General features: G+C 68.2%; 19 protein-coding genes. 8 read left to right on the forward strand and 11 right to left on the reverse strand.

Annotation, left to right across the window (positions count from 1 at the left end; all coding sequences use genetic code 11):
- Positions 1–23: 23 nt before the first annotated feature.
- From ACTHN1_RS14480 to hutC, 6 genes are all read right to left on the reverse strand, one after another.
- Positions 24–2765 carry a heavy metal translocating P-type ATPase gene (locus tag ACTHN1_RS14480; RefSeq protein WP_440471634.1) on the reverse strand — a complete coding sequence of 914 codons (2742 nt, stop codon included), beginning with the start codon at positions 2763–2765 and terminating at the stop codon, positions 24–26.
- On the reverse strand, positions 2762–3157 hold the full coding sequence (locus tag ACTHN1_RS14485; protein WP_440471635.1) for a heavy metal-responsive transcriptional regulator: 396 nt from the start codon (positions 3155–3157) through the stop codon (positions 2762–2764). Before ACTHN1_RS14485 ends, ACTHN1_RS14480 begins: the two co-directional genes overlap by 4 nt.
- Positions 3158–3237: 80 nt before the next feature.
- The gene (gene hutG, locus ACTHN1_RS14490) at positions 3238–4167 is read right to left on the reverse strand and encodes a formimidoylglutamase (protein ID WP_440471636.1); all 930 of its coding nucleotides are present in this window, start codon (positions 4165–4167) and stop codon (positions 3238–3240) included.
- On the reverse strand, positions 4164–5690 hold the full coding sequence (gene hutH, locus ACTHN1_RS14495) for a histidine ammonia-lyase (protein WP_440471637.1): 1527 nt from the start codon (positions 5688–5690) through the stop codon (positions 4164–4166). Before hutH ends, hutG begins: the two co-directional genes overlap by 4 nt.
- Positions 5691–5696: 6 nt before the next feature.
- On the reverse strand, positions 5697–7391 hold the full coding sequence (hutU, locus tag ACTHN1_RS14500; protein ID WP_440471638.1) for a urocanate hydratase: 1695 nt from the start codon (positions 7389–7391) through the stop codon (positions 5697–5699).
- Positions 7392–7393: 2 nt separating this feature from the next.
- On the reverse strand, positions 7394–8125 hold the full coding sequence (hutC, locus tag ACTHN1_RS14505; protein ID WP_440471639.1) for a histidine utilization repressor: 732 nt from the start codon (positions 8123–8125) through the stop codon (positions 7394–7396).
- Positions 8126–8254: 129 nt separating this feature from the next.
- Between hutC and ACTHN1_RS14510 the strand changes: the two genes are divergently transcribed.
- The 4 genes from ACTHN1_RS14510 (at position 8255) to ACTHN1_RS14525 (ending at position 14104) form a co-directional block, all read left to right on the forward strand.
- Positions 8255–8674: a CopL family metal-binding regulatory protein gene (locus tag ACTHN1_RS14510; protein ID WP_440471640.1), complete on the forward strand. Its 420-nt coding sequence runs from the start codon at positions 8255–8257 to the stop codon at positions 8672–8674.
- 99 nt (positions 8675–8773) lie between these two features.
- A complete protein-coding gene (locus ACTHN1_RS14515) occupies positions 8774–11512 on the forward strand; it encodes a TonB-dependent receptor (RefSeq protein WP_440471641.1) in 2739 nt (912 codons plus the stop codon).
- A gap of 73 nt (positions 11513–11585) precedes the next feature.
- Entirely contained in the window at positions 11586–12278 is a 693-nt protein-coding gene (locus tag ACTHN1_RS14520; RefSeq protein WP_440471642.1) for a PepSY domain-containing protein, read from the forward strand.
- Positions 12275–14104, forward strand: a complete 1830-nt coding sequence (locus tag ACTHN1_RS14525) for a 2Fe-2S iron-sulfur cluster-binding protein (protein WP_440471643.1) — start codon at positions 12275–12277, stop codon at positions 14102–14104. The genes ACTHN1_RS14520 and ACTHN1_RS14525 overlap by 4 nt, the downstream gene beginning before the upstream one ends.
- Positions 14105–14156: 52 nt before the next feature.
- On the opposite strand, the gene ACTHN1_RS14530 is transcribed toward ACTHN1_RS14525, so the two are convergent.
- The 5 genes from ACTHN1_RS14530 to ACTHN1_RS14550 all read right to left on the reverse strand — a co-directional run bounded on the left by ACTHN1_RS14530 (position 14157) and on the right by ACTHN1_RS14550 (position 18529).
- Positions 14157–14726, reverse strand: a complete 570-nt coding sequence (locus ACTHN1_RS14530; RefSeq protein ID WP_440471644.1) for a DUF411 domain-containing protein — start codon at positions 14724–14726, stop codon at positions 14157–14159.
- Positions 14727–14781: 55 nt separating this feature from the next.
- Positions 14782–15072, reverse strand: coding sequence for an EF-hand domain-containing protein (locus tag ACTHN1_RS14535; RefSeq protein WP_440471645.1), 291 nt, complete (start codon positions 15070–15072; stop codon positions 14782–14784).
- Between the two features lie 50 nt (positions 15073–15122).
- Positions 15123–16169, reverse strand: a complete 1047-nt coding sequence (locus tag ACTHN1_RS14540) for a copper resistance protein B (protein ID WP_440471646.1) — start codon at positions 16167–16169, stop codon at positions 15123–15125.
- On the reverse strand, positions 16166–17983 hold the full coding sequence (locus ACTHN1_RS14545) for a copper resistance system multicopper oxidase (RefSeq protein ID WP_440471647.1): 1818 nt from the start codon (positions 17981–17983) through the stop codon (positions 16166–16168). Before ACTHN1_RS14545 ends, ACTHN1_RS14540 begins: the two co-directional genes overlap by 4 nt.
- A 114-nt stretch (positions 17984–18097) precedes the next feature.
- Entirely contained in the window at positions 18098–18529 is a 432-nt protein-coding gene (locus tag ACTHN1_RS14550) for a CopL family metal-binding regulatory protein (RefSeq protein ID WP_440471648.1), read from the reverse strand.
- A 292-nt stretch (positions 18530–18821) separates the two neighbouring features.
- On the opposite strand from ACTHN1_RS14550, the gene ACTHN1_RS14555 reads away from it, so the two are divergent.
- From ACTHN1_RS14555 to ACTHN1_RS14570, 4 genes are all read left to right on the forward strand, one after another.
- Entirely contained in the window at positions 18822–19811 is a 990-nt protein-coding gene (locus ACTHN1_RS14555; protein WP_440471649.1) for a glucokinase, read from the forward strand.
- A 49-nt stretch (positions 19812–19860) separates the two neighbouring features.
- A complete protein-coding gene (locus ACTHN1_RS14560; protein WP_440471650.1) occupies positions 19861–20865 on the forward strand; it encodes a N(4)-(beta-N-acetylglucosaminyl)-L-asparaginase in 1005 nt (334 codons plus the stop codon).
- The gene (locus ACTHN1_RS14565) at positions 20862–21605 is read left to right on the forward strand and encodes a copper homeostasis protein CutC (RefSeq protein WP_440471651.1); all 744 of its coding nucleotides are present in this window, start codon (positions 20862–20864) and stop codon (positions 21603–21605) included. Before ACTHN1_RS14560 ends, ACTHN1_RS14565 begins: the two co-directional genes overlap by 4 nt.
- 366 nt (positions 21606–21971) lie before the next feature.
- The gene (locus ACTHN1_RS14570; RefSeq protein WP_440471652.1) at positions 21972–24929 is read left to right on the forward strand and encodes a TonB-dependent receptor plug domain-containing protein; all 2958 of its coding nucleotides are present in this window, start codon (positions 21972–21974) and stop codon (positions 24927–24929) included.
- Positions 24930–25077: the final 148 nt, after the last annotated feature.

Raw genomic sequence — 25077 nt, forward strand, 5'->3', positions numbered from 1 at the left:
TCCGTTGCACGGGATCGGCCGGATCAGGCGGCCATCGGCAGCCTCTGGCGACGCAGGCGCAGCGCGTTGGCGACCACCGAAGCCGAGCTCAGACTCATCGCCAGCGCGGCCAGCATCGGCGACAACAGCGGGCCGCCGAACAGGTACAGCAGGCCCGCCGCCACCGGCACGCCCAGCGCGTTGTAGAAGAACGCGAAGCCTAGGTTCTGGCGCATGTTGCGCACGGTGGCTTCCGACAGCGCCTTGGCGCGCACGATGCCGCCCAGATCGCCCTTGACCAGGGTGACCTGCGCGCTGGACATCGCCACGTCGGTGCCGGTGCCCATGGCGATGCCGACGTCGGCCGAGGCCAGGGCGGGCGCGTCGTTGATGCCGTCGCCGGCCATCGCCACCGTGCGTCCCTCGGCCTTCAGGCGGGCGACCAGCGCGGCCTTGTCGGCCGGGCGGACCTCGCCGTGGACTTCGTCGATGCCGACCTGCGCGGCCACCGCCTGCGCGGTGCGCTCGCCGTCACCGGTCGCCATCACGATGCGCACGCCGATGGCCTGCAACGCCCGCAGCGCCGACGGGGTGGTGACCTTGATCGGATCGGCCACCGCGATCAGCCCGGCGGCGCGACCGTCCGCGGCCAGGAACATCACGCTGGCGCCTTCGGCACGCAGGCGGCGGGCGTCGGTGTCCAGCGACGACACGTCGACGCCGGTTTCCTGCATCAGCGCGGTGTTGCCCAACGCCAGCGCCTTGCCATCCACACGACCGCGCACGCCGATGCCGCTGGAGGATTCGAAATCCTGCGCGGGAGCGAGGACGATCCCGCGTTCGCGCGCCTCGGCGACGATGGCGTGCGCCAGCGGGTGTTCGCTGCCGGCGTCGAGGCTGGCGGCCAGCCGCAGCGCCTCGTTCTCCTCGAATCCGCTGGCCGGAACCAGGGTGCGGAACGCGGGACGGCCTTCGGTGAGGGTGCCGGTCTTGTCGACGATGAGCGTGTCGACCTTGCGCAGGGTTTCGATCGCCTCGGCATCGCGGAACAGCACGCCCAGCTGCGCGGCGCGGCCGGTGGAGACCATGATCGACATTGGCGTGGCCAGGCCCAGCGCACAGGGGCAGGCGATGATCAGCACCGACACCGCGTTGAGCACCGCGTAGGTCCACGAGGGTTCCGGACCGAACAGGCCCCAGCCCAGCAGGGTCAGCACTGCGGCGGCCAGCACCGCCAGCACGAACCAGAACGATACCTTGTCGGCCAATCGCTGCATCGGCGCGCGCGAGCGCTGCGCCTGCGCCACCAGTTGCACGATCTGCGCCAGCACGCTGTCGCTGCCGACGCGTTCGGCGCGGATGATCAGGCTGCCCGAACCGTTGATGGTGGCGCCGATGACGCTGTTGCCATCGGCCTTGGCCACCGGCACCGGTTCGCCGGTCAGCATCGACTCGTCGATGTGCGAGCGGCCTTCCAGGACCACGCCGTCCACCGGCACCTTTTCGCCCGGGCGCACGCGCAGGCGATCGCCCACGTGCACATGGGACAGTTCGATGTCCTCTTCCTGGCCATCCTCGCGCAGGCGGCGCGCGGTCTTGGGCGCGAGTCCCAGCAGCGCCTTGATGGCGGCCGAGGTCTGCGAGCGCGCCTTCAGTTCCAGCAGCTGGCCCAGCAGGGTCAGCGAGACGATGACCGCGGCGGCCTCGAAGTACACGCCGACCCGCCCGTGTTCGCGGAACGAGGCCGGGAACAGATCCGGGGCGACCGTCGCCACCACGCTGTAGACGTAGGCGGCCGCGACGCCGGTGCCGATCAGCGTCCACATGTTGGGACTGCGGTTGCGGATGGACTGCGCCCAGCGCTCGAAGAACGGCCAGGCCGCCCACAGCACCACCGGCGTGCTGAGCGCCAGTTCGATCCAGGTGCGCGTGGTCGGCGACATCGCGTGGAAGTACTGGCCGAACATCGCCAGCGCCAGCGTCGCCACGCTCAGCGGCAGGGTCCACCAGAAGCGGCGGCGGAAATCGGTCAGTTCCGGATTCTCGCCATCGTCCAGCGACGGCATCATCGGCTCCAGCGCCATGCCGCAGATGGGGCAGGTGCCGGGGCCGTCGCGGACGATCTCCGGATGCATCGGGCAGGTGTACCGGGCGCCGGGCACGGCGGCTTCCGGTTCGCGCTTCGGCGCGAGCCAGCGCGGCGGATCGGCGACGAATTTCGCGCGACAGGCGGCCGAGCAGAAGTGATGGGTCTGCCCGGCGTGTTCGGCGTGGTGCGCGGTGGTGGTCGGATCCACGCGCATGCCGCAGACCGGATCGGTCGCGGCGCCGCCGGCATGCGCCTGGCCGTGAGCGTGAACCTGGCCGTGATGGGCATGATCGTGATGGAGATGGTCGTGGCCGGCATGCGGGTGGGCATCCGGCTGCCCGTGTTCCTGCGCGTGGCTGGCCTTGTCGCCCGAACAGCAGGCGCCGGAGGTTTTCGCATCCGCCGCTTCGCCCTTTGCCGGGCCGCAGCAGGACGACGCGGCGTTGCCGTCGTTGGAGCCGACGAAGCAGGCGGGATCCGCGACGAACCTGTCGCGGCAGCCGGCCGAGCAGAAGTGATAAGTCCGGCCGGCATGTTCGGCGTGATGCGCCGTGGTGGCCGGATCCACGCGCATGCCGCAGACCGGATCGCGCGTGGGGTCGATGTCCCGCCGGGCTCCGTCGTCGCCCTGGCAGCAGGACGCACCGCCGGTCTTGTTGCCGCCGGCTCCGTCGCGCGTGTGAGGGGAGCCGCTCATCTCGGTTCCTCGGCCAGCGCGGCCACGATCGGGCAGTCGCTCAGATCGCCGTGTCCGGGGCAGGCGTCGACCAGGCTGCGCAGCGCGTCGCGCATGCGGGTCATCTCGGCCAGGCGTTCCTCCACCACCGCCAGCTTGGCGGCCGCGGCGGCCTTCATCTGCGCCATGTCCTCGCGCCCGGCGCTGATTTCCAGCAGGTCGCGGATTTCGTCCAGGGTGAAACCCAGCGCCTTGGCGCGGCGGATGAAGGTCAGGCGGATGACGTCCGCGCCTTCATAGCGGCGGTAACCGGCCGGGCTGCGGCTGGGCGGCGGCAGCAGTTGCTGGCGCTCGTAGTAGCGGACGGTATCGATGGGCACGCCCGCCAGGCGTGCCAATTGGCCGATGTTCATGGCGTTCTCCGGTTCGGGATGGCGCCATTCTGCACCCTTGACCTTGGTCAAGAGTCAAGGGTTGTGTCACATTGGCGGCCTCAGCCGCGAATGGCATGGGCCGCGCGGTGGATCAGGCGGGCCGCGACCCGGGCGGTGCCGTTGTCGCGGTCGAACGGCGGCGACAACTCGGCCACGTCCAGCAGCGCGACCTTGCCGGTGGCGGCGACCGTTTCCAGCAGCGGCTCCAGCACCTCCAGCGGCACGCCGCGGGCGCTGGGGGCGCTCACGCCGGGCGCCATCGCGTGCGGCAGCACGTCCAGGCAGAGGGTCAGGTAGATCAGATCCACGCCGCGCAGCCAATCGGCCACGCGTTGCTGGCACAGATCCACGCGCCGCTGGTCCATCTCGTCGTCGAGCAGGTAGCGCACGCCGCGCTGGCGCGCGGTTTCGAACAACTGGCGGGTGTTGGCCGAGGCGCTGACGCCCAGGCACAGGTACTGCAGATCCAGGCCGATGCCGGCGGCGTGATCCAGTGCCTGCAGGAACGGCGTGCCGGAACTGCCCGTGGCCTGCTGGCGCAGATCGAAATGGGCGTCGAAGTTGACGATGCCCACCCGTGGCCGGCGCGCGCCCAGGTGACCGACCAGGCCCTGGTAGCTGGCGAAGGCGATTTCGTGGCCGCCGCCCAGGCCGATCGGCAGGTGGCCGGCATCCAGCAGCGAGGCGACGCGGGCGCCGAACGCCGCCTGCGCGCCTTCCAGATCCTCGCCCTCGCAGACCACGTCGCCGGCGTCGTACAGCGGCGTGTCGTCGCGGACCGGCAGGTTGGACAGCGCCGCGCGCAGGACCATCGGGCCCTGCGCCGCGCCGGTGCGGCCGTTGTTGCGACGGATGCCTTCGTCGCAGGCGAAGCCCACCAGCGCCACGCCGGCGGGGGCGCCGGCTTCGGGGGGGCCCACGATCTGGTGCCAGCGGCGGGTGTCGCCGTCGCCGGGCGGATCGATACGGCCTTTCCAGCCTGGAATCACGCGGATACCCCGAGCGGCATGTCGACGAAGGCGGTCAATGTACCGCTGGCGACCAGTGCTTCCAATGCCTGCATTTCCGGCGCCAGGTAGCGGTCCTCGCCGTAGTGGGGGACTTCGGCGCGCACGCAGGCGTGGGCGGCTTCCAGCCGCTCGGAAGACTTCAGCGGACGGCGGAAATCGATGCCCTGGGCGGCGGCGAGCAGTTCGATGGCGACGATGCGGCGCACGTTGGTCGCCACGTCGCCGGCCTTGCGCGCGGCGAAGGTCGCCATGCTGACGTGATCCTCCTGGTTGGCGGAGGTCGGCAGCGAGTCCACGCTGGCCGGGTGGGCGAGGGTCTTGTTCTCGCTGGCCAGCGCGGCGGCGGTGACGTGGGCGATCATGAAGCCGGAGTTGATGCCCGGCTCGGCCACTAGGAACGCGGGCAGGCCGGAGATGCTGGCGTCGATCAGCAGGGCGATGCGACGTTCGGACAGCGCGCCCACCTCGGAGATGGCGATCGCGATCTGATCGGCGGCGAACGCCACCGGCTCGGCGTGGAAGTTGCCGCCGGAGATCACGTCGCCGGTGTCGGTGAACACCAGCGGGTTGTCGGACACCGCATTGGCCTCGATCCACAGCGTGCGCGCGGCCTGCTGCAACTGGTCGCGGCAGGCGCCCATCACCTGCGGCTGGCAGCGCAGGCTGTAGGGATCCTGCACGCGGGTGTCGTTGTGGCGATGCGACTCGCGGATGGCGCTGCCATCGAGCAGGCGCAGGTATTCGGCGGCGACCTCGATCTGGCCGGGCTGGCCACGCACGGCGTGGATGCGCGGATCGAACGGCGCGTCCGAGCCGCAGGCGGCGTCCACGCTCAGCGCGCCGGCCAGCACCGCGGCCGAATAGACCTGCTCGGCGGCGAACAGGGCGCGCAGGGCGATGCCGGTGGAGACCTGGGTGCCGTTGAGCAGGGCCAGGCCTTCCTTGGCGGCAAGCTTGATCGGAGTGATGCCGGCCGCGCGCAGGGCTTCGCCGGCATCGCGCAGTTCACCGTTGACGCGGACCTGGCCTTCGCCCATCGCGGCCAGGCTCAGGTGCGAGAGCGGCGCCAGATCGCCGGAGGCGCCGACCGAGCCCTGCGAGGGAATGCACGGCCAGATCCGCGCGTTGTACAGCGCGATCAGCGCCTGCAGGGTCTCCTCGCGCACGCCGGAAAAGCCGCGCGCCAGCGAGGCGATCTTCAGCGCCAGGATCAGGCGGACGGTGTCGTCGTCCAGCAGCGGCCCCATGCCGACCGCATGCGAACGCACCAGGTTGGTCTGCAACTGCTCCAGCTGATCGACCGGAATGTGCACCTTGGCGAGTTTGCCGAAGCCGGTGTTGATGCCGTACGCCGGTGCGCCGGCGGCGACGATCGACTGCACCGTTTCGGCGGAGGCGCGCACCGCCGGCAGGCAGGCAGGGTCCAGCTGGATCGGCTCGAAGGTGGTGGCGATGGCGCGGATCTGGGCCAGGGTCAGCTGGCCGGGAACGAGAGTCAACATGGAGGCTTATCCGGTGATGGCGGGCAGGTGCAGGTGGTGTTCGCGGGCGCAGGCGAGGGCGTCCTCGTAGCCGGCGTCGGCGTGGCGCATCACGCCCATCGCCGGATCATTGAACAGGACGCGCGACAGGCGCTGGTCGGCGGCCTCGCTGCCGTCGCAGACGATGACCACGCCGGAGTGCTGCGAGAAACCCATGCCGACGCCGCCGCCGTGGTGCAGGCTAACCCAGGTGGCGCCCCCGGAAGCGGCCAGCAGCGCGTTCAGCAGCGGCCAGTCGGAGACCGCGTCGGAGCCGTCGCGCATGCCTTCGGTTTCGCGGTTGGGGCTGGCGACCGAGCCGCAGTCCAGGTGATCGCGGCCGATCACGATCGGCGCCTTCAGTTCGCCGTTGCGGACCATCTCGTTGAACGCCAGCGCGGCGCGATGGCGCTCGCCCAGTCCCAGCCAGCAGATGCGCGCGGGCAAGCCCTGGAAGGCGATGCGCTCGCGCGCCTGATCCAGCCAGCGGTGCAGGTGGGCGTTGTCGGGGAACAGTTCCTTGACCTTGGCGTCGGTCTTGTAGATGTCTTCCGGATCGCCGCTCAGCGCGACCCAGCGGAAGGGGCCCATGCCGCGGCAGAACAGCGGGCGGATGCAGGCCGGCACGAAACCCGGGAAGTCGAACGCGTTGGCGACGCCGCGGTCCTTGGCGACCTGGCGGATGTTGTTGCCGTAGTCGATCGTGGGCACGCCCATGTGGTGGAAATCGAGCATCGCGTGCACGTGGGTGGCGCAGGATTCGGCGGCGGCGTCGGTCAGCGCGGCGCGTTCGGCGTCGCCGCCGTTGCGCGCGGCGATCCACTGTTCGACCGTCCAGCCGGCGGGCAGGTAGCCGTTGATCAGGTCATGCGCCGAGGTCTGATCGGTGACCGCGTCCGGGCGGGCGACGCCCTGGCGGGCCAGTTCGACGAACTTCGGCAGCAGTTCCGCCGCGTTGCCGAGCAGGCCGACCGAGACCGGGCGATCGGTGGTGCGGATGATCTCCAGCGCCTCGTCGATGGTCCTGGCCTTGAAGTCGACGTAGCGGGTGCGCATGCGGAAGTCGATGCGCGACTCCTGGCATTCGATGACGATGCTGCTGGCGCCGGCCAGCGTCGCCGCCAGCGCCTGCGCGCCACCCATGCCGCCGAGGCCGGCGGTCAGGATCCACTTGCCGGACCAGTCGCCGTCGTAGTGCTGGCGTCCCAGTTCGACGAAGGTTTCGTAGGTGCCCTGGACGATGCCCTGGCTGCCGATGTAGATCCAGCTGCCGGCGGTCATCTGGCCGTACATCATCAGGCCCTTCTTATCGAGCTCGTTGAAGTGGTCCCAGGTGGCCCAGTGCGGCACCAGGTTGGAATTGGCGATCAGCACGCGCGGCGCGTCGGCGTGGGTGCGGAACACGCCGACCGGCTTGCCCGACTGGATCAGCAGCGATTCGTCGTCGCCCAGCGTGCGCAGGGTTTCCAGGATCTTGTCGAAGCAGGCCCAGTTGCGGGCGGCGCGGCCGATGCCGCCGTAGACCACCAGTTCCTCGGGACGCTCGGCCACTTCCGGATCCAGGTTGTTCTGCAGCATGCGGTAGGCGGCTTCGGTCAGCCAGCTGCGGCAGTGCAGATCGGTGCCGCGCGGCGCGCGGACGGGACGGGCGCCGGCGGTGCGCGAGGGATCGGTGACGGTCATGGTTATCCTCCTGGAGTAAGGGTTGCGCCGACCTGGAAGGTGCCGACGAACCGGTAACGTGAAGCGGGGTAGGTGAGGCGGACCCAGGTGACGACCTGGCCGCGCGACCAGGTGCGACGGGTCAGCACCAGCACGGGATCGCCCTCGGCGATTTCCAGTTGCGCGGCGAGCCGCTTGTTGGCGGTCTCGGCCTCGATGACGTGCTCGGTGCGCTCCAGCGGCGCGACCCGCATCAGGTACTGGTGCGGAATCTCGGTCTGGAAATCGATGCCCAGGTAGTCCGGCGCGCTGGCCGGATTGACGAAGCGATCCTCCAGCTGCAGCGGTTTGCCGTTGGCCTTGTGCAGCAGGCGGGTATGGAAGAGTTCGGCGCCGGATTCCAGGCCGAACTGGCTGGTGACATTGGGCCGCGCCACCACCGATTCGCCGATCAGCACCTGCACGCTGTGGAGCTGTCCGCGCGCGGTGATTTCCTCGCGGATGCTGCGCACCTCGAACATCGCGGATTCGGCCTTGGGGCCGGCGACGAAGGTGCCGACGCCCTGCACGCGGGTGAGCACGCCGGAGTCGCTGAGCTCGCGCAACGCCCGGTTGACGGTCATCCGCGAAACGCCGAACTTCACCACCAGATCGTTCTCGCTGGGCACGCGGCTCAACGGCGGCCAGTCGCCATTGGTGATATGGCGGAGGATGTACTGCTTCAGCTTCAGGTAGTGCGGCTTGGGCGTCTCCATGGAAAAAGCATGTCATGTCTATACAACCTCCGCCAGCAATTTCGATGCGGCGGCGCACAAACGGTTGACACTCGATTTCGATAAGTGTTAAGTCTCTCGTATAGACAACCTGACGTGCCTTCTTCGCCGATGTCGATTCGCCTGCTCCTGCGGCTGGTCCTGATCACCGTCCTTTGCCTGGACGGCGCGGCCAGCGCGTGGGCGGCGACCCGGATGGCGGTGGACGACCTGGCCGTAGCCGGAAGCGCCGGCGGGGCGGGCGGTCATCGCCAACACGATGAACAGGCCAGACCGGATCGCGGCGCGCCCGCCTGCACCGCCGACGATGGCTGGCTGACCGGCGATCCGACGGACGGCAATCACCACGACGACTGCGACTGCGGCAGCGCGACCACCTGCGCGTGCAGCTGCGTGCTCACCTTCTACCCGGGGCGCACCGCGCCGCTGTTCGCGGCCCAGCATGCCCTCGACGCCCCCTATCTGAGTCCTCCGTTGCTGCCCGCGGTCCGCAGTGGCGTTTCCCGCGTCTTCCGACCTCCGATCGGCTGAGCTTGTCACGGCCGCGCACGCGGCCAGTTCGTCCTGCCGGACTTTTACCGCGGGACACCATCCGAACCAGACAAGACACCCGACACGGGGAGAGAGCCCATGTTTTTCAAACCCAATCCGCTGGCCGCAGCCGTCGGCGCACTGCTGTGCGCGGGCTTCGCCCATACCCTGCATGCGCAGGACAGCACCGCCACCCCCTCCCGCCAGGAGCAGCCCACCCAGGAGCAGGCCACCAATCTGGATACCGTCCAGGTGACCGGCAGCCACATCAAGCGCGCGCAGATTTCGGGCGTGGGCCCGGTCACGGTCATCGATGCCGAGACCATCGCCCGTTCCGGCGCCACCAGCATCGACACGCTGCTCCAGCGCATGCCGGCCTCGGCCGGTTTCGCCGGCAACCAGACCAACGCCTACTGGGCCAACAACGGTTACGGCACCACCCAGGTCAACCTGCGTGGCCTGGGCATCAACCGCACGCTCGTGCTGCTCAACGGCCGACGCGTGGTCAACGGCGGCACCGGCGCCAACAGCTCGGTCGATCTCAACGTCATCCCGGTGGCGCTGATCGAGCGCATCGAAGTGCTGAAGGACGGCGCTTCGGCCATCTATGGCGCCGACGCCGTGGCCGGCGTGGTCAACATCATCACCAAGAAATCGTTCGACGGCGCCCAGCTGGGACTGCGTTACGGCGAGACCTTCGAGGGCGATGGCGAGGAAACCGGCTTCGACTTCAGCTGGGGCATCCAGGGCGAACGCGGCTCGCTGATGACCTCGCTCAGCTACACCGAAGGCAAGGCGGTCAACATGGCCGACCGCCAGCGCTGCGCGCTGGGCGAGGTCAACGGCAAGCTGGAATGCGTCGGCAGTTCGGCGACGATCGGCGGGCGCGCGCGCCTGGCCGACGGCACCGTGGTGAACTTCAACCAGGATCCCAACGGCGACGGCGATTTCTACGAGCCGTACTCGGCCAAGCACAACTACAACTCCTATCCCACGCTCAACGCGGTCAATCCGATCAAGCGCCTGAGTTTCAGCACCTTCGGCCAGTTGCAGCTCACCGAAGACGTGAACCTGTTCACCGAGCTGATGTTCACCAACCGCAAGTCGAACCAGATCGCCACGCCGGGCGCGATCGGCCAGTACCGGGCGATCAACATCGCCGCCAACCATCCGACCAATCCGACCGGGCAGAATCTGGTGTTGCAGCGCCGCCGGCTGGAAGAAGCCGGTCCGCGCGAGTTCTACCAGGACACCGATACCTTCCGCGCCGTGCTGGGACTGGAAGGGCACTTCGGCACGGGCTGGGAGTGGAACGCGGCCGTCAACTGGGGGCGCAACACCGGCATCGACGGTTCCACCAACGTCGCCAACCTGGACCGGGTGGACCAGACGCTGAATACCGCGATCTGCAGCAACGCGCCGGGCGCGGCGATCCCCTGCGCCGACTACCTTGGGTACGGCGACATCACCCAGCAGGTGCTGGACTACATCCTGTTCACCACCCGCGACACCGGCGGCAACGAGCAGCGCAGCTTCAACGCCAACCTGACCGGCCAGTTGTTCGAGATGCCGGCCGGCTGGGTGGGCTTCGCCACCGGCGTGGAAATCCGCAAGGACCGTGGCTGGCGCGATCCGGACCAGCTGACCCAACTGGGTATCGCCAACAGCAACGCCCAGCAGCGCATCGATGGCGAATACACCGCCAAGGAAGCGTATGTGGAGCTGGCGCTGCCGTTGTTGCAGGGCAAGGCGTTCGCCGACTCGCTGTACTTCAATACCGCGGTGCGCTATTCGGACTATGACCTGTTCGGCAGCGATACCAACTACAAGGTCGGCCTGGACTGGCAGGTCACGCCCGCGCTGAAGCTGCGCGCCACCCGCGCCACCGCCTTCCGCATCCCGAACGTGCCGGAACTGTTCGGCGGCGTCAGCGAAGGCAATCTCACCACCGCCGATCCCTGCAGCAACTGGAGCACGCTGCCGGCTTCCTCGACGGTCTACCAGAACTGCCAGGCCGATGGCGTGCCGGTGGGTTATCGCCAGCTCGGCAACACGATCCTGACAACGGTGGGCGGCAATCCGAAACTGGAACCCGAAGACGCCGACACCCTGACCCTGGGAGCGGTATGGACGCCGGGCTTCGCTCCGGGCCTGACCCTGACCCTGGACTACTACGACATCAAGATCGAGAACGCCATCCAGAGCGTGCCCGGTTCGGAGAAGCTGGCGCTCTGCTACAACACGCCGGGGTTGTCGCATCCGTTCTGCAGCGCGGCCAACTTCACCCGCAATCCGGTGACCGGTGAAATCGACTATCTGTCGGCGCAGCCCGTGAATGCGGCCAGCGAGCGGATCTCGGGCATCGATCTGGGCGTGCTGTACGAGTTCGATCTGATGGACTGGAAGGCCACCCTGAACTGGGACGTGTCGTATCTGGACCGTTACGAATTCGTGCCGTATCCGGGAGGGGACACCATCGACTACGCCGGCAAGATCACCGGTGGCCGCGGCAGCTACACGCACTGGCGGTCGCTGGCGTCACTGGCGCTGGCGCGCGAGGCGTGGTCGGGGTCGTACAGCCTTCAGTACATCGGCAAGGCGGACGACATCAACGCGGCGCGGGGCGACATCGGCGATCACGCGCCCAGCCTGACCTACCACAACGCGCAGGTGAAGTTCGCGCCGGTCGGCAAGTCGTTCGATGTCTCGTTTGGCATCGACAACCTGTGGGACAAGAAGGCGCCGTTCATCCAGAGCTACACGGACGGCAACACCGACACGATGACCTACGACCTGCTGGGCCGGCGCTGGTACGCGCGTTTCGGCTACCGCTGGTGAACCGTGACCCGTCCGCCGGCGTGCCGGCGGACGGGGCGATCGCGGCCACGCCGCAACCAACAGGAACCTTTGCATGAAACCCGCTTTCTGGGCGCGCCGCGCCCACAAATGGATCGGGCTGATCGTCGGTGTGCAGGCGCTGCTGTGGATGATCAGCGGTGTCTACATGACCGTCGTGCCGCTCGACATCATCCACGGCGATCACCTGGCGCACAGCCACAGCGAGCCGCTGGTGGCGACCGCGCCGCGCCTGGCGCAGGACCAGCTGATGGCCCGCAACCCGGGCATCACCGCGATCAAGATCAAGCGCCTGCTCGACCGCGAGGTCTATGAAATCCGCCAGGGCGACCGCGCGGCCCTGATCGACACCGCCACCGGCGAGCGCATCACGCCGCTGGAGCGCACCACCGTGGTCGCGCTGGCCAGGGCGGTCTACCAGGGCGATGCGGAAGTCACCGGTGCGGAGTGGATCACCCGCGCGCCGCGCGAAGTGCAGACCCGCCCGGTGCCGATGTGGGCGGTGCGGTTCGACGATCGCGGCCAGACCACGCTGTACTTCTCGCCCGACACCGGCGAGCTGCTGGCGCGCCGGCACAGCCTGTGGCGCTGGTTCGACTTCCTGTGGATGTTCCACATCATGGATTACGAGAAGCGCACCGACGTCAACAACACACTGCTGCGGGTGGCCGCCGCGAGCGGGCTGGTGTTCGCGCTGAGCGGCGCCTGGCTGCTGTTCTACAGCTTCACCCGGAGGCGCCGCGCATGACGCCCTGGATGCGGAAGATCCACAAATGGCTTGGCCTGCTCATCGCCGCGCAGTTCGTGCTGTGGATGGCCAGTGGCCTGATGATGGCGTGGCTGGAACACGACAAGGTGCAGGGGCACGAGTTCCGTGCGCACGCCGCGGCGCCGCGTGCGTGGCCGGCCGATGCGAGGCCGGCGCCGGAGGCGCTGGCGATGGTGGGCGGGCAGGCGCAATCGGTCGCCAGCGGCTGGTTGCTGGAGCGGCCGGTCTACCAGGTGTTCGACGGCACCCGTGTCCACCTGGTCGACGCGCGGTCGGGTAGGCGCCTGGACATCGACGCCACGCTGGCGGCGCAACTGGCGCGCGCGTCCTACACCGGGCCTGGACGGGCGGCACCGGCCCGGTTGCTGGAACGCACGCTGGAGGTGCGCGATCACCCCGGTCGCTTGTGGCGTGTGGATTTCGACGACGCCGAAGAGACCACCGTGTACCTGGCGGCGGATACCGGCCAGGTGCTGGAGCATCGCAATCGCACCTGGCGGCTGTTCGACGTGTTCTGGATGCTGCACATCATGGACTACAGCGGACGGGTGGACTTCAACAACCCGCTGGTGGTGTCGGCCGGCATCGGCGGCCTGTGGATGGCGTTGACCGGCATCTGGCTGCTGTTCGCCAGCGTCCGCCTGAGCGAATTCGTGCCGCGCCGCTGGCGCCGGGGCCATGAACTGGCCGTGCACGATCCCGATGGCACCTGCCTGCGCACGGTGGAGGCCGCCGATGGCGACGATGTCTACCTGGCGCTGGCGCGCAACGGACTGCAACTGCCGTCGAACTGCGGCGGCGGACAAAGCTGCGGCCTGTGCGAGGTGCGCTTCCGCGGCACGCCGCCGTCGCCCACTTCCGCCGATCGCGCGCATCTGCCCGAGTCGCGGCTGAAGCTGGGGTATCGCCTGGCGTGCAATCTTCAGGTCGACAAGGACACCCACATCGAAGTCGCCGGTGGCAGCCGCCTGTGGACCGAACACGAAGCGGTGGTGGAGCGGGTGGAGGCGGTGACGCCGTTCCTGCGCGAGATCGTGCTGAAGACGGACCACGCGCCGGGACCCGAATACCAGCCTGGCGCCTACCTGCAGGTGCATGTGCCGGACTATCGCCTGCGCCCGCACGATCTGTCGCATCCGGATCATCATCGCGACGACTGGCGTGCGCTGGAACTGCCCGCCGATCTGGTCAACAAGGAAGCGGTGCGGCGTTCCTACTCGCTGTCGCTGCCGGTGGCGGGCACGGATGGACGCCTGAGCCTGCTCGCGCGCTTCAATCCGGGCGCCCAGGGCAGGAAACGGATGCCGACCGGGAAGGGTTCGACCTATCTGTATTCGCTGAAACCCGGCGATCGGGTGCGCTTTAGCGGGCCGTTCGGCGATTTCGCCATCAAGCCGGGTCATCGCGAGAAAGTGTTCATCGGCGGTGGCGCGGGCATGGCGCCGCTGCGCGCGATGATCCACGCCTGTCTCGATGGCGGCGCCAGCGAACGCATCCACTTCTGGTACGGCGCACGCAGCCTGCGCGATGCGCCCTACATCGAGGAGATGGCGGCGCTGGCGGAACGGCATGGCAACTTCAGCTGGCATCTGGTGCTGTCGGACGAGGCCGCGTGCGGCGACGGCCTGCTGCGCGGGCTGGTCCACGAAGTGGCCGAGCACACGCTGCTGCGCCAACATCCGGACCTGCACGCCTGCGATTTCTATCTGTGCGGGCCGCCGGCCATGCTGATGGCGACACGGCAACTGCTCAAGCGCCTGGGCGTCGACGAGGCGCGGATCGCCTTCGACGACTTCAAGATCTAGGCCATGCGTGAGCCGGTCCCGGCGGACATCGCATCCGCCGGGACCGTTTCTTTCAGGGATGGAGCGCGAAGGTCGCGGCCGAACCATCGCCGCCGACCAGGGCGACCTCGTAAGGCTGCGTGCGGCCGTCGGGCATTTCCATGCCCGGCGAACCGAGCGGCATGCCCGGCACGGCGAGGCCGCGGGCCTGGGGCTTTTCCGCAAGCAGGCGTTTGATGTCTTCGGCCGGGACGTGGCCTTCGACGAAGTAGCCGTCCACTTCGGCGGTATGGCACGACATCATCGGCTCGGGCACGCCAAGGCGATCCTTGACCGTCATCATGTCCTCGGTGTCATGGACCTCGACCGGAAAACCGGCGGCGCGGACGTGATCGACCCACGCGCCGCAGCAACCGCAACTGGCGCTCTTGTGCACGCGGATCAACGGCAGCGTGGCGGGCGTCGCGGCGACGGCAGGAGACGGCGTGGCGGAGGCCGGGATGATGGCCGGCGCAGGGGCCGCCGCGGTTGCCAATCGATCGGTGGCGGAGGCGGCGCCCGGCGCGGCGCCACAGGCCACCAGCAGCGCGCCGGAGCCGGCCAGGAACGCGGTGGCGGCGAGATGTCTGAGCAATGGATTCATCGGGATTGTTTCTCCGGAAGACCGGCGGAATCCGGATGGATTCCACCGGAGGGGATTACAGCATCGCCATGACGCTGGCGAATTCCTTGCGGTCCAGCTTGCCGTCGCGGTTCTTGTCGCCCATGCCGAAATGCGGCAGCAGCGGGTGGCGCTCGGGCAGTTCGGCCTTGCTGACGAAACCGTCGCGGTTCCTGTCCAGGCGATCGAACGCCTGATCGGTATTGGCATCGGCTTTCTTCGCGGCGGGCTGTGCGCCATGTCCGGCATGGCTGCCGTGATCCTGGACGAACGCGGGCGCGGCCAGCAGGGACAGGAAGAGCAGGGCGGAAGCGGGGATGTTCTTCATCGAGTCATTCTCCAAATCGGAATGGGCGACGGCGTTGCCGTCGCGCGGGATCAGAACCACAGGCGGACGCCGGCGACGAAGCGGGTATCGGTGACGTCGCCACCTTCGCCGCGTCGATAGTCCGCGGTGTCGCCGAACAGGCGCTCGTGCACCACGCCCACGTAGGGCGCGAAACGCCGCGTGATTTCGTAGCGCAGGCGCAGGCCGGCTTCCACCTTGTTGAGGCCGGTGCCTTCGCCGTACTCGGGCACGTCCCTGGACGAGAAACTGGCTTCGACCAGCGGTTGCAGGATCAGGCGGTTGGTGAGCAGCAGTTCGTACTCGGCTTCCACGGTGGCCATCACCTGTCCGGATTCACCCAGGTAGGCGGTGGCCGAGACCTCGAACTTGTACGGCGCCAGACCCTGCACGCCGAACGCGGCCCAGGTGCGCGAATCGGCCGGACGGAAATCCTGTTTCACGCCGACGACCAGGTCCCACCAGGGCGAAACGCTGCGTCCGTACAGGACTTCCAGTTCGGACGACTCCGTGCGCGAGCCTTCGCGTTCCCCCTCGCTGCGCAGCCATAGCCGGTTGAGATCGCTGCCGAACCAGGCGCTGCCTTCCCACGCCTGTCCGGTGCCGTGATCGGCATCCCAGGCTTCCAGCCGGTTGATCATCACCAGCGAGTGGAAGGTGGAGGCGTGCTCCATGGCGTGTGGCTTGAGCGAAGGAAACGCGGCGGCGCGATCGGCGTCGCTGACCGGGGGAATCGGTTCGCGCGGCTCGGTGGTCGCCCGACCCGCCGCGCCATGGTCCATCCGCGAGTGATCCATCTTCGAATGGTCCATCGGGGAGGCGTCCGACTTCGAGTGGTCCATCTTCGAATGATCGACCTTCGCGTCGTCCATCCGCGAGTGGTCCATCGTCGAATGGTCCGTCTGCGTGTCGGCCTTCGCGGGTTCCGGCGCTGGCGTTGCCGGTTTCTGCTGGGTGCTCGCAGGCGAGGCGTGCGCGCCGTGATCATGCTGCTGGGCCCGGGCGTTGCCGGCAAGCGCCAGCGACAGCGCGGCGGCCAGCAGGCCAAGGGGAAGAGGGAGGTACAGGTTCATGTTCATTCCTCCACCCGCACTTCCCGCATCATGCCGGCTTCCATGTGGTACAGCAGATGGCAGTGGAACGCCCAGCGGCCCAGCGCATCGGCACGCACGCGATAGGTGCGGCGGGTGCCGGGCGGCATGTCGATGGTGTGCTTGCGCAGGTGGAAGTTGCCTTGCTCGTCTTCCAGATCGCTCCACAGGCCGTGCAGGTGGATCGGGTGCTGCATCATCGTGTCGTTGACCAGCACGATGCGCATGCGCTCGCCGTAGTTCAGGCGCAGCGGTTCGGCGCCGGCGAAGGGAATGCCGTTGAACGACCAGGCGAACTTTTCCATGTGGCCGGTGAGATGCAGCTCGACTTCACGGCCGGGATCGCGTCCATCGGGATCATCGAACAGGCTCTTCATGTCGGCGTAGGTCAGCACCTTGCGACCGTTGTCGCGCAGGCCGATGCCGGGGTCGTCCAGCTTCGGCGAGGTCGCCGCGGTCTGCATGTCGATCAGCGGATTGCCGGCTTCGCTGGGCGCGTGCACGGGCGCCTTTCCACCGGCGCCGCCGTGACCACCGTGGCCCATGCTCGCGCCGCAACCGCCCTCCATGCCCTTCTGCCCGGACATGTTCGCGCCGCAGCCGCCTTCCATGCCCTTCATGTCATGGCCGCCGCCGCCCATGTCGTGGCCCATGTCCGACATGGTCAGCAGCGGGCGCGGATCGCGCGCCGGCACCGGCGCCTCGAGGCCCTGGCGCACGGCCAGGGTGCCGCGCGCGTAGCCGGTGCGGCCCATGTCCTGGGCGAAGATGGTGAAGGCGTCCTGGCCGCTGGGTTCAACCAGCACGTCGAAGGTCTCGGCCACGGCGATGCGGAATTCGTCGACGGTGACCGGATGGATGTACAGGCCGTCGGCGGCGACCACGGTCATCTTCAGGCCGGGGATGCGCACGTCGAAGTAGGTCATCGCCGAGCCGTTGATGAAGCGCAGCAGCACCTTCTCGCCGGAGCGGAACAGGCCGGTCCAGTTGCCGGCCGGCGCGTTGCCGTTCATCAGATAGGTGTAGGTGTGCGCGTTGATGTCCGACAGATCGGTCGGCGTCATCCGCATCCTTCCCCACATGCCGCGATCGGCCAGCGTCGCCGACAGGCCGTCACGGCGCACGTCGCGGGCGAAATCGCCGACCGTGCGCTGATAGGTGTTGTCGTGCATCGGCATCTTCTTCATGCGCCGGTACAGCGCGGCCGGATCCAGATCCGTCCAGTCCGACAGCAGCACGACGTGCTCGCGATCGAAACGGTAGGGCGCGGGTTCGGCCGGGTCGATGACCAGGGCGCCATACAAGCCGGCCTGTTCCTGGAACATCGAGTGGCTGTGGTACCAGTAGGTGCCGGATTGCTTGAGCTGGAAGCGGTACTGGTAGGTTTCGCCGGGCGCGATGCCGTCGAAACTCAGGCCGGGCACGCCGTCCATGTTGGCCGGCAGCAGGATGCCGTGCCAATGGATCGAACTGTGCGCGTCGGGCAGGCGGTTGGCCACGCGCAGGGTGACGGTGTCGCCTTCGCGCCAGCGCAGGATCGGCGCCGGCAGGCTGCCGTTGACAGTGATGGCCGGACGGGTGCGACCGGTGAAGTTGACCGGCGAGGTACCGATGGCCAGATCGAAATCGGTGCCGCTCAGGACCGGGGCCTGGTACATCGATTGGGCGGTGCCGGCCCAGGCGGGCAGGCGCGCGAGGCCGAAACCGGCGGCGACACCGCCGACGGCCAGGCCGGTGACGAAGCGACGCCGGGAAAGCTGGAATCCGGAAGCGGATCCCGCACCGGAATGATCGGAAGACATGCAAACTCCTGACGATATTCGAAGGCAGTCCGGGAGGCCGGAACTGCGGGAAAGACGCACGGCGCGACGGAGAGAGCGCGGCGGCGGAGAATATCCACGGCCCTGGGGCCGGAATCAGGCGATGGGAGGTCGCTGCGGGGACGGAAGCGGCGGCGCGGGATGGCCGGCGCGGAGCCGGCCGATCAGATCCGCATGGGCGCGGAGCGGGTTGCCGACCCAGATGGAGGGCACCGTGGCGGGCGCCTGCTGGGCGCAGAAACCATCGCAATGACCGCTGGCACAGCCATCGGGTTGGCAATGATCGTTGGCCTGCAAGGGTTCGGGAGCGCCGCGGGTCCCGGCCTCGTCGTGGCAGGGCGCCGAGGCGGCCGGTTCGGGCTGTTCGGCCGCGGCGCAGTCCGCGTCGTCGTCCATCGCGTGGCCGTGATGGGAGGCGACCGCCTGGGTCGCCAGATGCATCTGCAACGCGGCCACGGCATTGCCCGTCCCCGAGACCAGCAGGGCGACGCTCAACAGGATCCGCAGCAGCAGCGAGGGAAGGGACATGACGGCGGGTACTTTAACCGCGCCGCCGGTGAATGTGCACCGGTGGGCCGCGTCGTACACGGTGGAATAAGCATTGGAGGCGGGTCCAGCCCGCCTGTCGCGAACGGCCGCTGGATGCCTGTTAAAGTGAACGGGTATTTTTTCGAGCCCTGCGGAGTACGCCCCGGTATGGATCCGGCATCTTTCCAAACGCTTTGCGATGCCACAGAATCCACCCGCTTGAATCGATCCAAATTAGGGCTAGCGCGTGAACGTTGCGGTACCGTACCCGGCCAATCCTGAAGTGCCGCAGATGACCCAAGCCACGCACGCGCCGCCCGGCCGGGAACTGATCGTCGCCGATGTCGGCGGAACGTTCGCCCGCGTGGCCAGGGTGGTGGTGGCGACCGGCCACGCGCCCCGGATCCTGGCCTACCAGAAGTACGCCTGTGCGGAATATCCCGGCCTGGCGTCCATCCTGCGCACCTTCGCCCAGGACGAGCGTGCCGGCACGGACGCGGCGGTGGTGGCGATCGCCGGCCTGCTGGACGGCGACACCCTGGTCAACGCGAATCTGCCGTGGCCGGTTTCGCTGGAACGCACGCGACAGGTGTCCGGGCTCGGCTCGCTGGCGCTGATCAACGATTTCGAGGCGGTCGCCTACGCGATTCCCTATCTGCACGCCGACGGCCTGTCGCCCTTGAGCGGCGAGCATCCGCACACCTTCCATTGGCCGGCGCTGGTGCTCGGGCCCGGCACCGGGCTGGGCGCGGCGCTGCGGTTCGAAGGCGGCACCCGGCCGGTGCTGGCCAGCGAGTTCGGCCATGCGGCGCTGGCGCCGGGCAACGCGCTGGAAATGGAAGTCCTGGCGCGGCTGATGAAGCGCTGGTCGCACGTGGACAACGAACGCGTGCTGTCCGGCAGCGGCCTGATGAATCTGTATCCATGCCTGTGCGACATCCGCGGCGCGACGCCGCGCTGGCAGACCCCGGAACAGCTGATCGCCGCCGCGCAGGCGGGCGAAGACGCGCTGGCGGTGGAAACCCTGGAGGTGTTCTGCGGCTGGCTGGGCAGCCTGACCGGCGATCTGGCGGTCGCGTTCGGCGCCAAGGCCGTGTACCTGGCCGGCGGCATCTCCGGGCACATCGAGCAGTTCCTGCGCAAGGGCGCGTTCCGCGAGCGTTATCTCAACAAGGGCGTGCTCGGCCATGTGCTGCGGCATGTTCCGGTCTGGCGGGTCGATCACGGCCAGCTGGGCGTGATGGGCGCGGCGGCCTGGTACGCCTCGCATCACCTGGATTGATTGACTGACATCCGGCGCCGTCACGCGCCGCACCCGGAGGGAGGATCCGATGACTGATCGCAGGCAGTTCCTGCAGGCCGGCCTGTTGGCCGCCGGCGCCCTGTCGCTTCCCGTCGCGCGCGCGCGCGCCGCGGGGGCCACCGGCGCGCGCGTGGTTTCCACCTGGGATTTCGGCGTCCCGGCCAACCAGGCCGCGTGGCCGGTGCTGGCCCGTGGCGGCAGCGCGCTGGACGCGGTGGAAACCGGTGCGCGCTGGGCCGAGAGCGATCTCTGCAACCCCACCGTGGGGCACTGCGGCAATCCGGATCGCGACGGCGTGCTGACCCTGGACGCGAGCATCATGGACGGTGACGGCCGCTGTGGTTCGGTGGCCGCGCTGGAGGACATCCTGCATCCGATCTCGGTGGCGCGGCGGGTGATGGAAAAGACGCCGCACGTGATGCTGGTGGGCGAGGGCGCCCAGCAGTTCGCGGTGGCCGAAGGCTTCGAGAAGAAGCGCCTGCTCACGCCGCAGGCGGAGAAGGCCTGGCGCGAATGGCTGAAGACCGCCGAATACAAGCCGGAGATCAACGCCGAGCGGCGCGGCCAGCCCGGCAACAAGGACAACCACGACACCATCGGCATGCTGGCGATCGATGCGCAGGGCCGCCTGGCCGGCGCCTGCACCACCAGCGGCATGGCCTGGAAGATGCACGGCCGGGTGGGCGACAGCCCGATCATCGGCGCGGGCCTGTACGTCGACAACGAGGTCGGCGCCGCCACCGCCTCGGGCGTGGGCGAGGAGATGATCCGCAATGCCGCCAGCTTCCTGGTGGTGGAGCTGATGCGGCAGGGACGTTCGCCGATGGAGGCCTGCCGGGAGGCGATCGACCGGGTGGTGCGCAAGCGCCCCGAGGCCAGCCGGAACCTGCAGGTCTGTTTCCTCGCGCTCAACAAGCACGGCGAGGTCGGCGCGTTCGCGCTGCACCGAGGCTTCGTCTATGCCGTCTGCGATGCCGGCAGGCAGGACGATCTGCGCGAGTCGGGCTCCATCTACGCAACCACCCAATCATGAGCGGTTCTTCTCGCGGCCTCGTGCTGGAAATCGCGGCCAACTCGCATCTGTCCGCGCTGGCGGCGCAGGCCGGCGGCGCGGATCGCATCGAGCTGTGCGAGAACCTGGGCGAGGGCGGCACCACGCCCTCCTACGGCACCCTGGCGATGACCCGCGAGCGCCTGTCGATCCCCATCTTCGTTTTGATCCGTCCGCGCGCCGGTGATTTCCTCTACGACGCGCGCGAAGCCGAGGTGATGCTGCACGACATCGCCGCCTGCCGGCAGCTGGGCTGCGACGGCGTGGTGATTGGCGCGCTGACGCCGGTCGGCGATATCGATCTGCCGTTGTGTCGCGAACTGGTGGCCGCGGCGTCGGGCATGCAGGTGACCTTTCACCGCGCTTTCGACGCGGTGCGCGATCCCGTGCAGGCGCTGGAATCCATCGTCGCGCTGGGTTGCCACCGGGTACTGACGTCCGGCGGAGAGGCCGATGCGGTGCAGGGCGCCGCCGCCATCGCCAGCCATGTGCGGCAGGCGGCCGGACGGCTTTCCATCCTCGCCGGCGCGGGACTGACGCCGGCCAATGTCGCCGGCCTTATCGACGCCACCGGCGTCACCGAAGTGCATGCCTCGGCGAAGGCGCGGCGCGTGTCCGCGATGGCTTTCAGCAACCCGGCGCTGACCGGGCTGGAATACGACCGGCAGGAAACCGATCCGGCGATCGTCGCCGCGTTCCGGCAGGCGCTCGCGCGGCGTTAGTTCGGCCTCACCGGTCGGGCGGCGCCCACCGGTAACCGGTCGGGTGACGGGCGGGGCGCGTGCCCTGAATCACTTTTTGCGCAGTTCCTTCATGCGTCCGTCATGTCGCCATGGCAGGGCCTTGGGTTCGGGTCCCGCAACGCATTGATTCGTAAGTTTTATTTCGATTCAAAAAACCGCCTTGATGCGGATTGTTGCGGTGCGGAATGCGGCTTACGTTCACCCATGCTTAATTTGGATCGATCCAGAGAGAGGCACTTGAGTCATTAGAACGATTCAAATGCAGGGTTAGATCGAGAGAAATCTGGACGCCGCCGTACCGCAAGTCAAAAACCACACCACAAATCACCCCGAGTACTTCGCAAAATGGCTCAGTCCCACCGCTATCGTCGCAATGTCCTGAGCAGCGCCCTGCTGCTGGCGATGCTCCCCACGCTGTCCGTGGCCGCCCAGGAGGCCGCTTCCGAGTCCACCAAGGAACTCGACACCGTCACCGTCACCGGTTCGCGCATCAAGCGCGCCCAGGTGGAAGGTCCGGCGCCGGTCAACATCATCAGTGCCGACCAGATCAAGAAGGAAGGCTTCGTCACCGTCTATGACGTGCTCACCACCCTGACCGAAGCCACCGGCACGGTCGAAGCCGATTCGCAGTGGGGCTCCCACACCCCGAACGCCAGCGGCCTGAACCTGCGCGGCATGGGCCCGAACCGCACGCTGCTGCTGGTCAACGGCCGCCGCGTCGCCGACTACCCGCTGCCGTACAACGGCGAAACCAACTTCTCCAACTACAGCAACATTCCCGCCGCCGCCGTCGAGCGCGTGGAAGTGCTCACCGGCGGCGCGTCCGCGATCTACGGTTCCGACGCGATCGCCGGCGTGGTCAACATCATCCTGAAGACGAACTACGACGGCGACGAGTTCCGGATCCGCGGCGGCTCCTCGACCGAGGGTGGCCGCGATACCTGGGATCTGTCCTGGGCGGGCGGCAAGACCGGCCAGCAGTGGAGCCTGACCTACGCGCTGCAGTACAACAAGCGCGATCCGCTGTTCGGCCGCGATCGCCCGGCGATGGACGACAACTCCGATGCGCCGCGCTCCTCCTGGAACATGGAACAGCGCAAGGTCGGCTTCCGTCCGAACACCGGCCTGGCGCTGATCGACGCCGGCAGCGGCACCCGCCTGGCGCCGCCGACCGGCACCTGCGACAAGTTCGGCGGCGAGTACTACACCGCTGATCGCCTGGTCTACAACTACGGCACCAACACGGTGACCAACACCGGCCAGCTGTGCGGCATGAGCGCCGACTACGCCAACTGGCTGCTCACCAGCGGTTCGGAGAACCTCTCCGGCAACCTGTATGGCACCTGGGATTTCGGCAACGGCCTGCAGGCCTGGTCGAACCTGGCCGTGTTCCATTCCGAAGCGCTCTGGGGCACCGCGCCGCCGAGCGTGTACCTGGTCGACGACGCCAACGGCTACTTCATCGATCAGCCGTCGGGCCGCGCCCTGATTGGTTCGCGCCAGCTGACTCCGAACGAAGTGGGCGGCCTGGACACGCTGCGCAACACCAACCGCGAGCTGTCGTGGGACTGGAGCGCCGGCCTGCGCGGCTCCTTCGCCGATCGCTTCGACTGGAACGCCTCCATCGGCCGTTCCTACTACCGCGTGGAGGAGCGCCAGAACGTGGTGGACGAGCAGAAGTCGTATGACTACTTCCTCGGCCCGCGCCTGGGCACCACCGCCGATGGCGAAGCCATCTACGACTTGAACGAAGAGCGCTGGTGGAACCCGATCACCCCGGGCGTGTACCAGCAGTTCGGCACGGTCGCGGTGAACAAGGCGGCTTCCTGGGTCAACCAGGCCTCGTTCGACGTGTCCGGCGATCTGTTCGAAGGCTGGGCGGGTCCGATCGGATTCGCGGCGGTCGTTGAAGCGGCGCAGCAGGGCTACACGCTGAACCCGGACGCCCGCGCCGGCATCGACTTCGATCTGCAGAATGTCGATCGCGGCGGCGGCGAACGCACCCGCTACTCGGCGGGCGTCGAGTTCAAGGTGCCGCTGCTGAGTTCGCTGACCGCCACCGCGGCGGCGCGCTACGACCGTTACGGCAGCTACAAGGCCTACAACAACGACGCCGGCCTGGACATCGGCTCGCAGAAGGAAACCACCTGGAACCTAGGCATGGAGTGGCGTCCGCTGGACAACCTGCTGGTGCGCGGTTCCTACGCGACCAGCTTCCACGCGCCGGACATGCACTACCTGCTGGGCCAGCCGAGCAGCGCGGCCGTGACCACCACCGACCGCCTGACCTGCATCCAGAGCGGCGCCTACCAGACCAACAACTGCGGCGTCGGCAATCCGGATGTCTGGTACACCTTCGACATCAACCGTCGCGGCACGCCGTTCCTGAAGCCGGAAACCGGTGAATCCTGGACGGTCGGCTTCGTGTGGGATCCGATGCAGAACCTGTCGTTCTCGGCGGACTACTGGACGATCAAGCTGGAAGACATGATCGTCGACGTGGGCGCCGACGAAATCCTGGCGGCCGAAGCGGGCTGCCGGACCGGCATGAACATGGACGGTACCCCGTGGTCGAATCCGGCCGGCGCCGAGTACTGCCAGGGCATCTACGACCGCGTGACGCGCGTCGATGGCCGCCTGGTCTCGATCGAGCGTGGTCCGTTCAACCTGGCCCAGCGCACCGTCAAGGGCGTGGACGTGACCGGCCGCTACCGCCTGGACACCGACAACTGGGGCAACTTCCAGTTCGGCTTCAACTACACCAACCAGCTGTCGACCAAGGAACAGCGCTACGAGAACGATCCGAATCCGGAGCGTCGTGACCGCGACCTGCGCAGCAAGCTGCGCGCGAGCGTGGCCTGGCAGCGTGGCGACTGGAACGCCAACGTCTACGCCGACCGCGTGGGTTCGGTGCCCGGCGTGCGCTACCACTGGGGCACGGACCGCCTGAGCAATCCCGGCGGCTGCCTGCCGTTCGCGGACGGCTACGTGCCCAGCGACAACCCGTCGTTGAACTGCCACGAGCCGGCGACGCTGCCGAATGGTCAGCCGAATCCGAACCCGAATGCCGGTCAGTCCACCAAGCGCTACTACGGGCGCGTCGGACCGTTCATCACCTGGAACTTCAACGTCGGCTATCGCATCAGCGAGCACGCCAAGCTGAACTTCTATGTGAACAACGCCTTCAACGCGGCCAGCTGGAACCACAAGGATCCGTACAAGCTCGACTATGACTTCGCACCGACCCGCCTGTTGAGCGCGGTGGGCCGCGAAGTGGCGATGGAATACGTGTTCACGTTCTAAGCGGAACCCGGGGTTCTCTCCCGTCCTCCGGGACGGCCCGGGGCAGGTTGGCCCGGCTTCGGCCGGGCCGTTTTTCCCGCCCGGCAAGTGGCAACACGCGTCATACAATCCGGCGGCATCCCCCAGGGCGATGCCGTCCGGACTCCAG

Source organism: Pseudoxanthomonas sp., assembly GCF_051953815.1.
Classification (GTDB): Bacteria; Pseudomonadota; Gammaproteobacteria; order Xanthomonadales; family Xanthomonadaceae; genus Pseudoxanthomonas_A.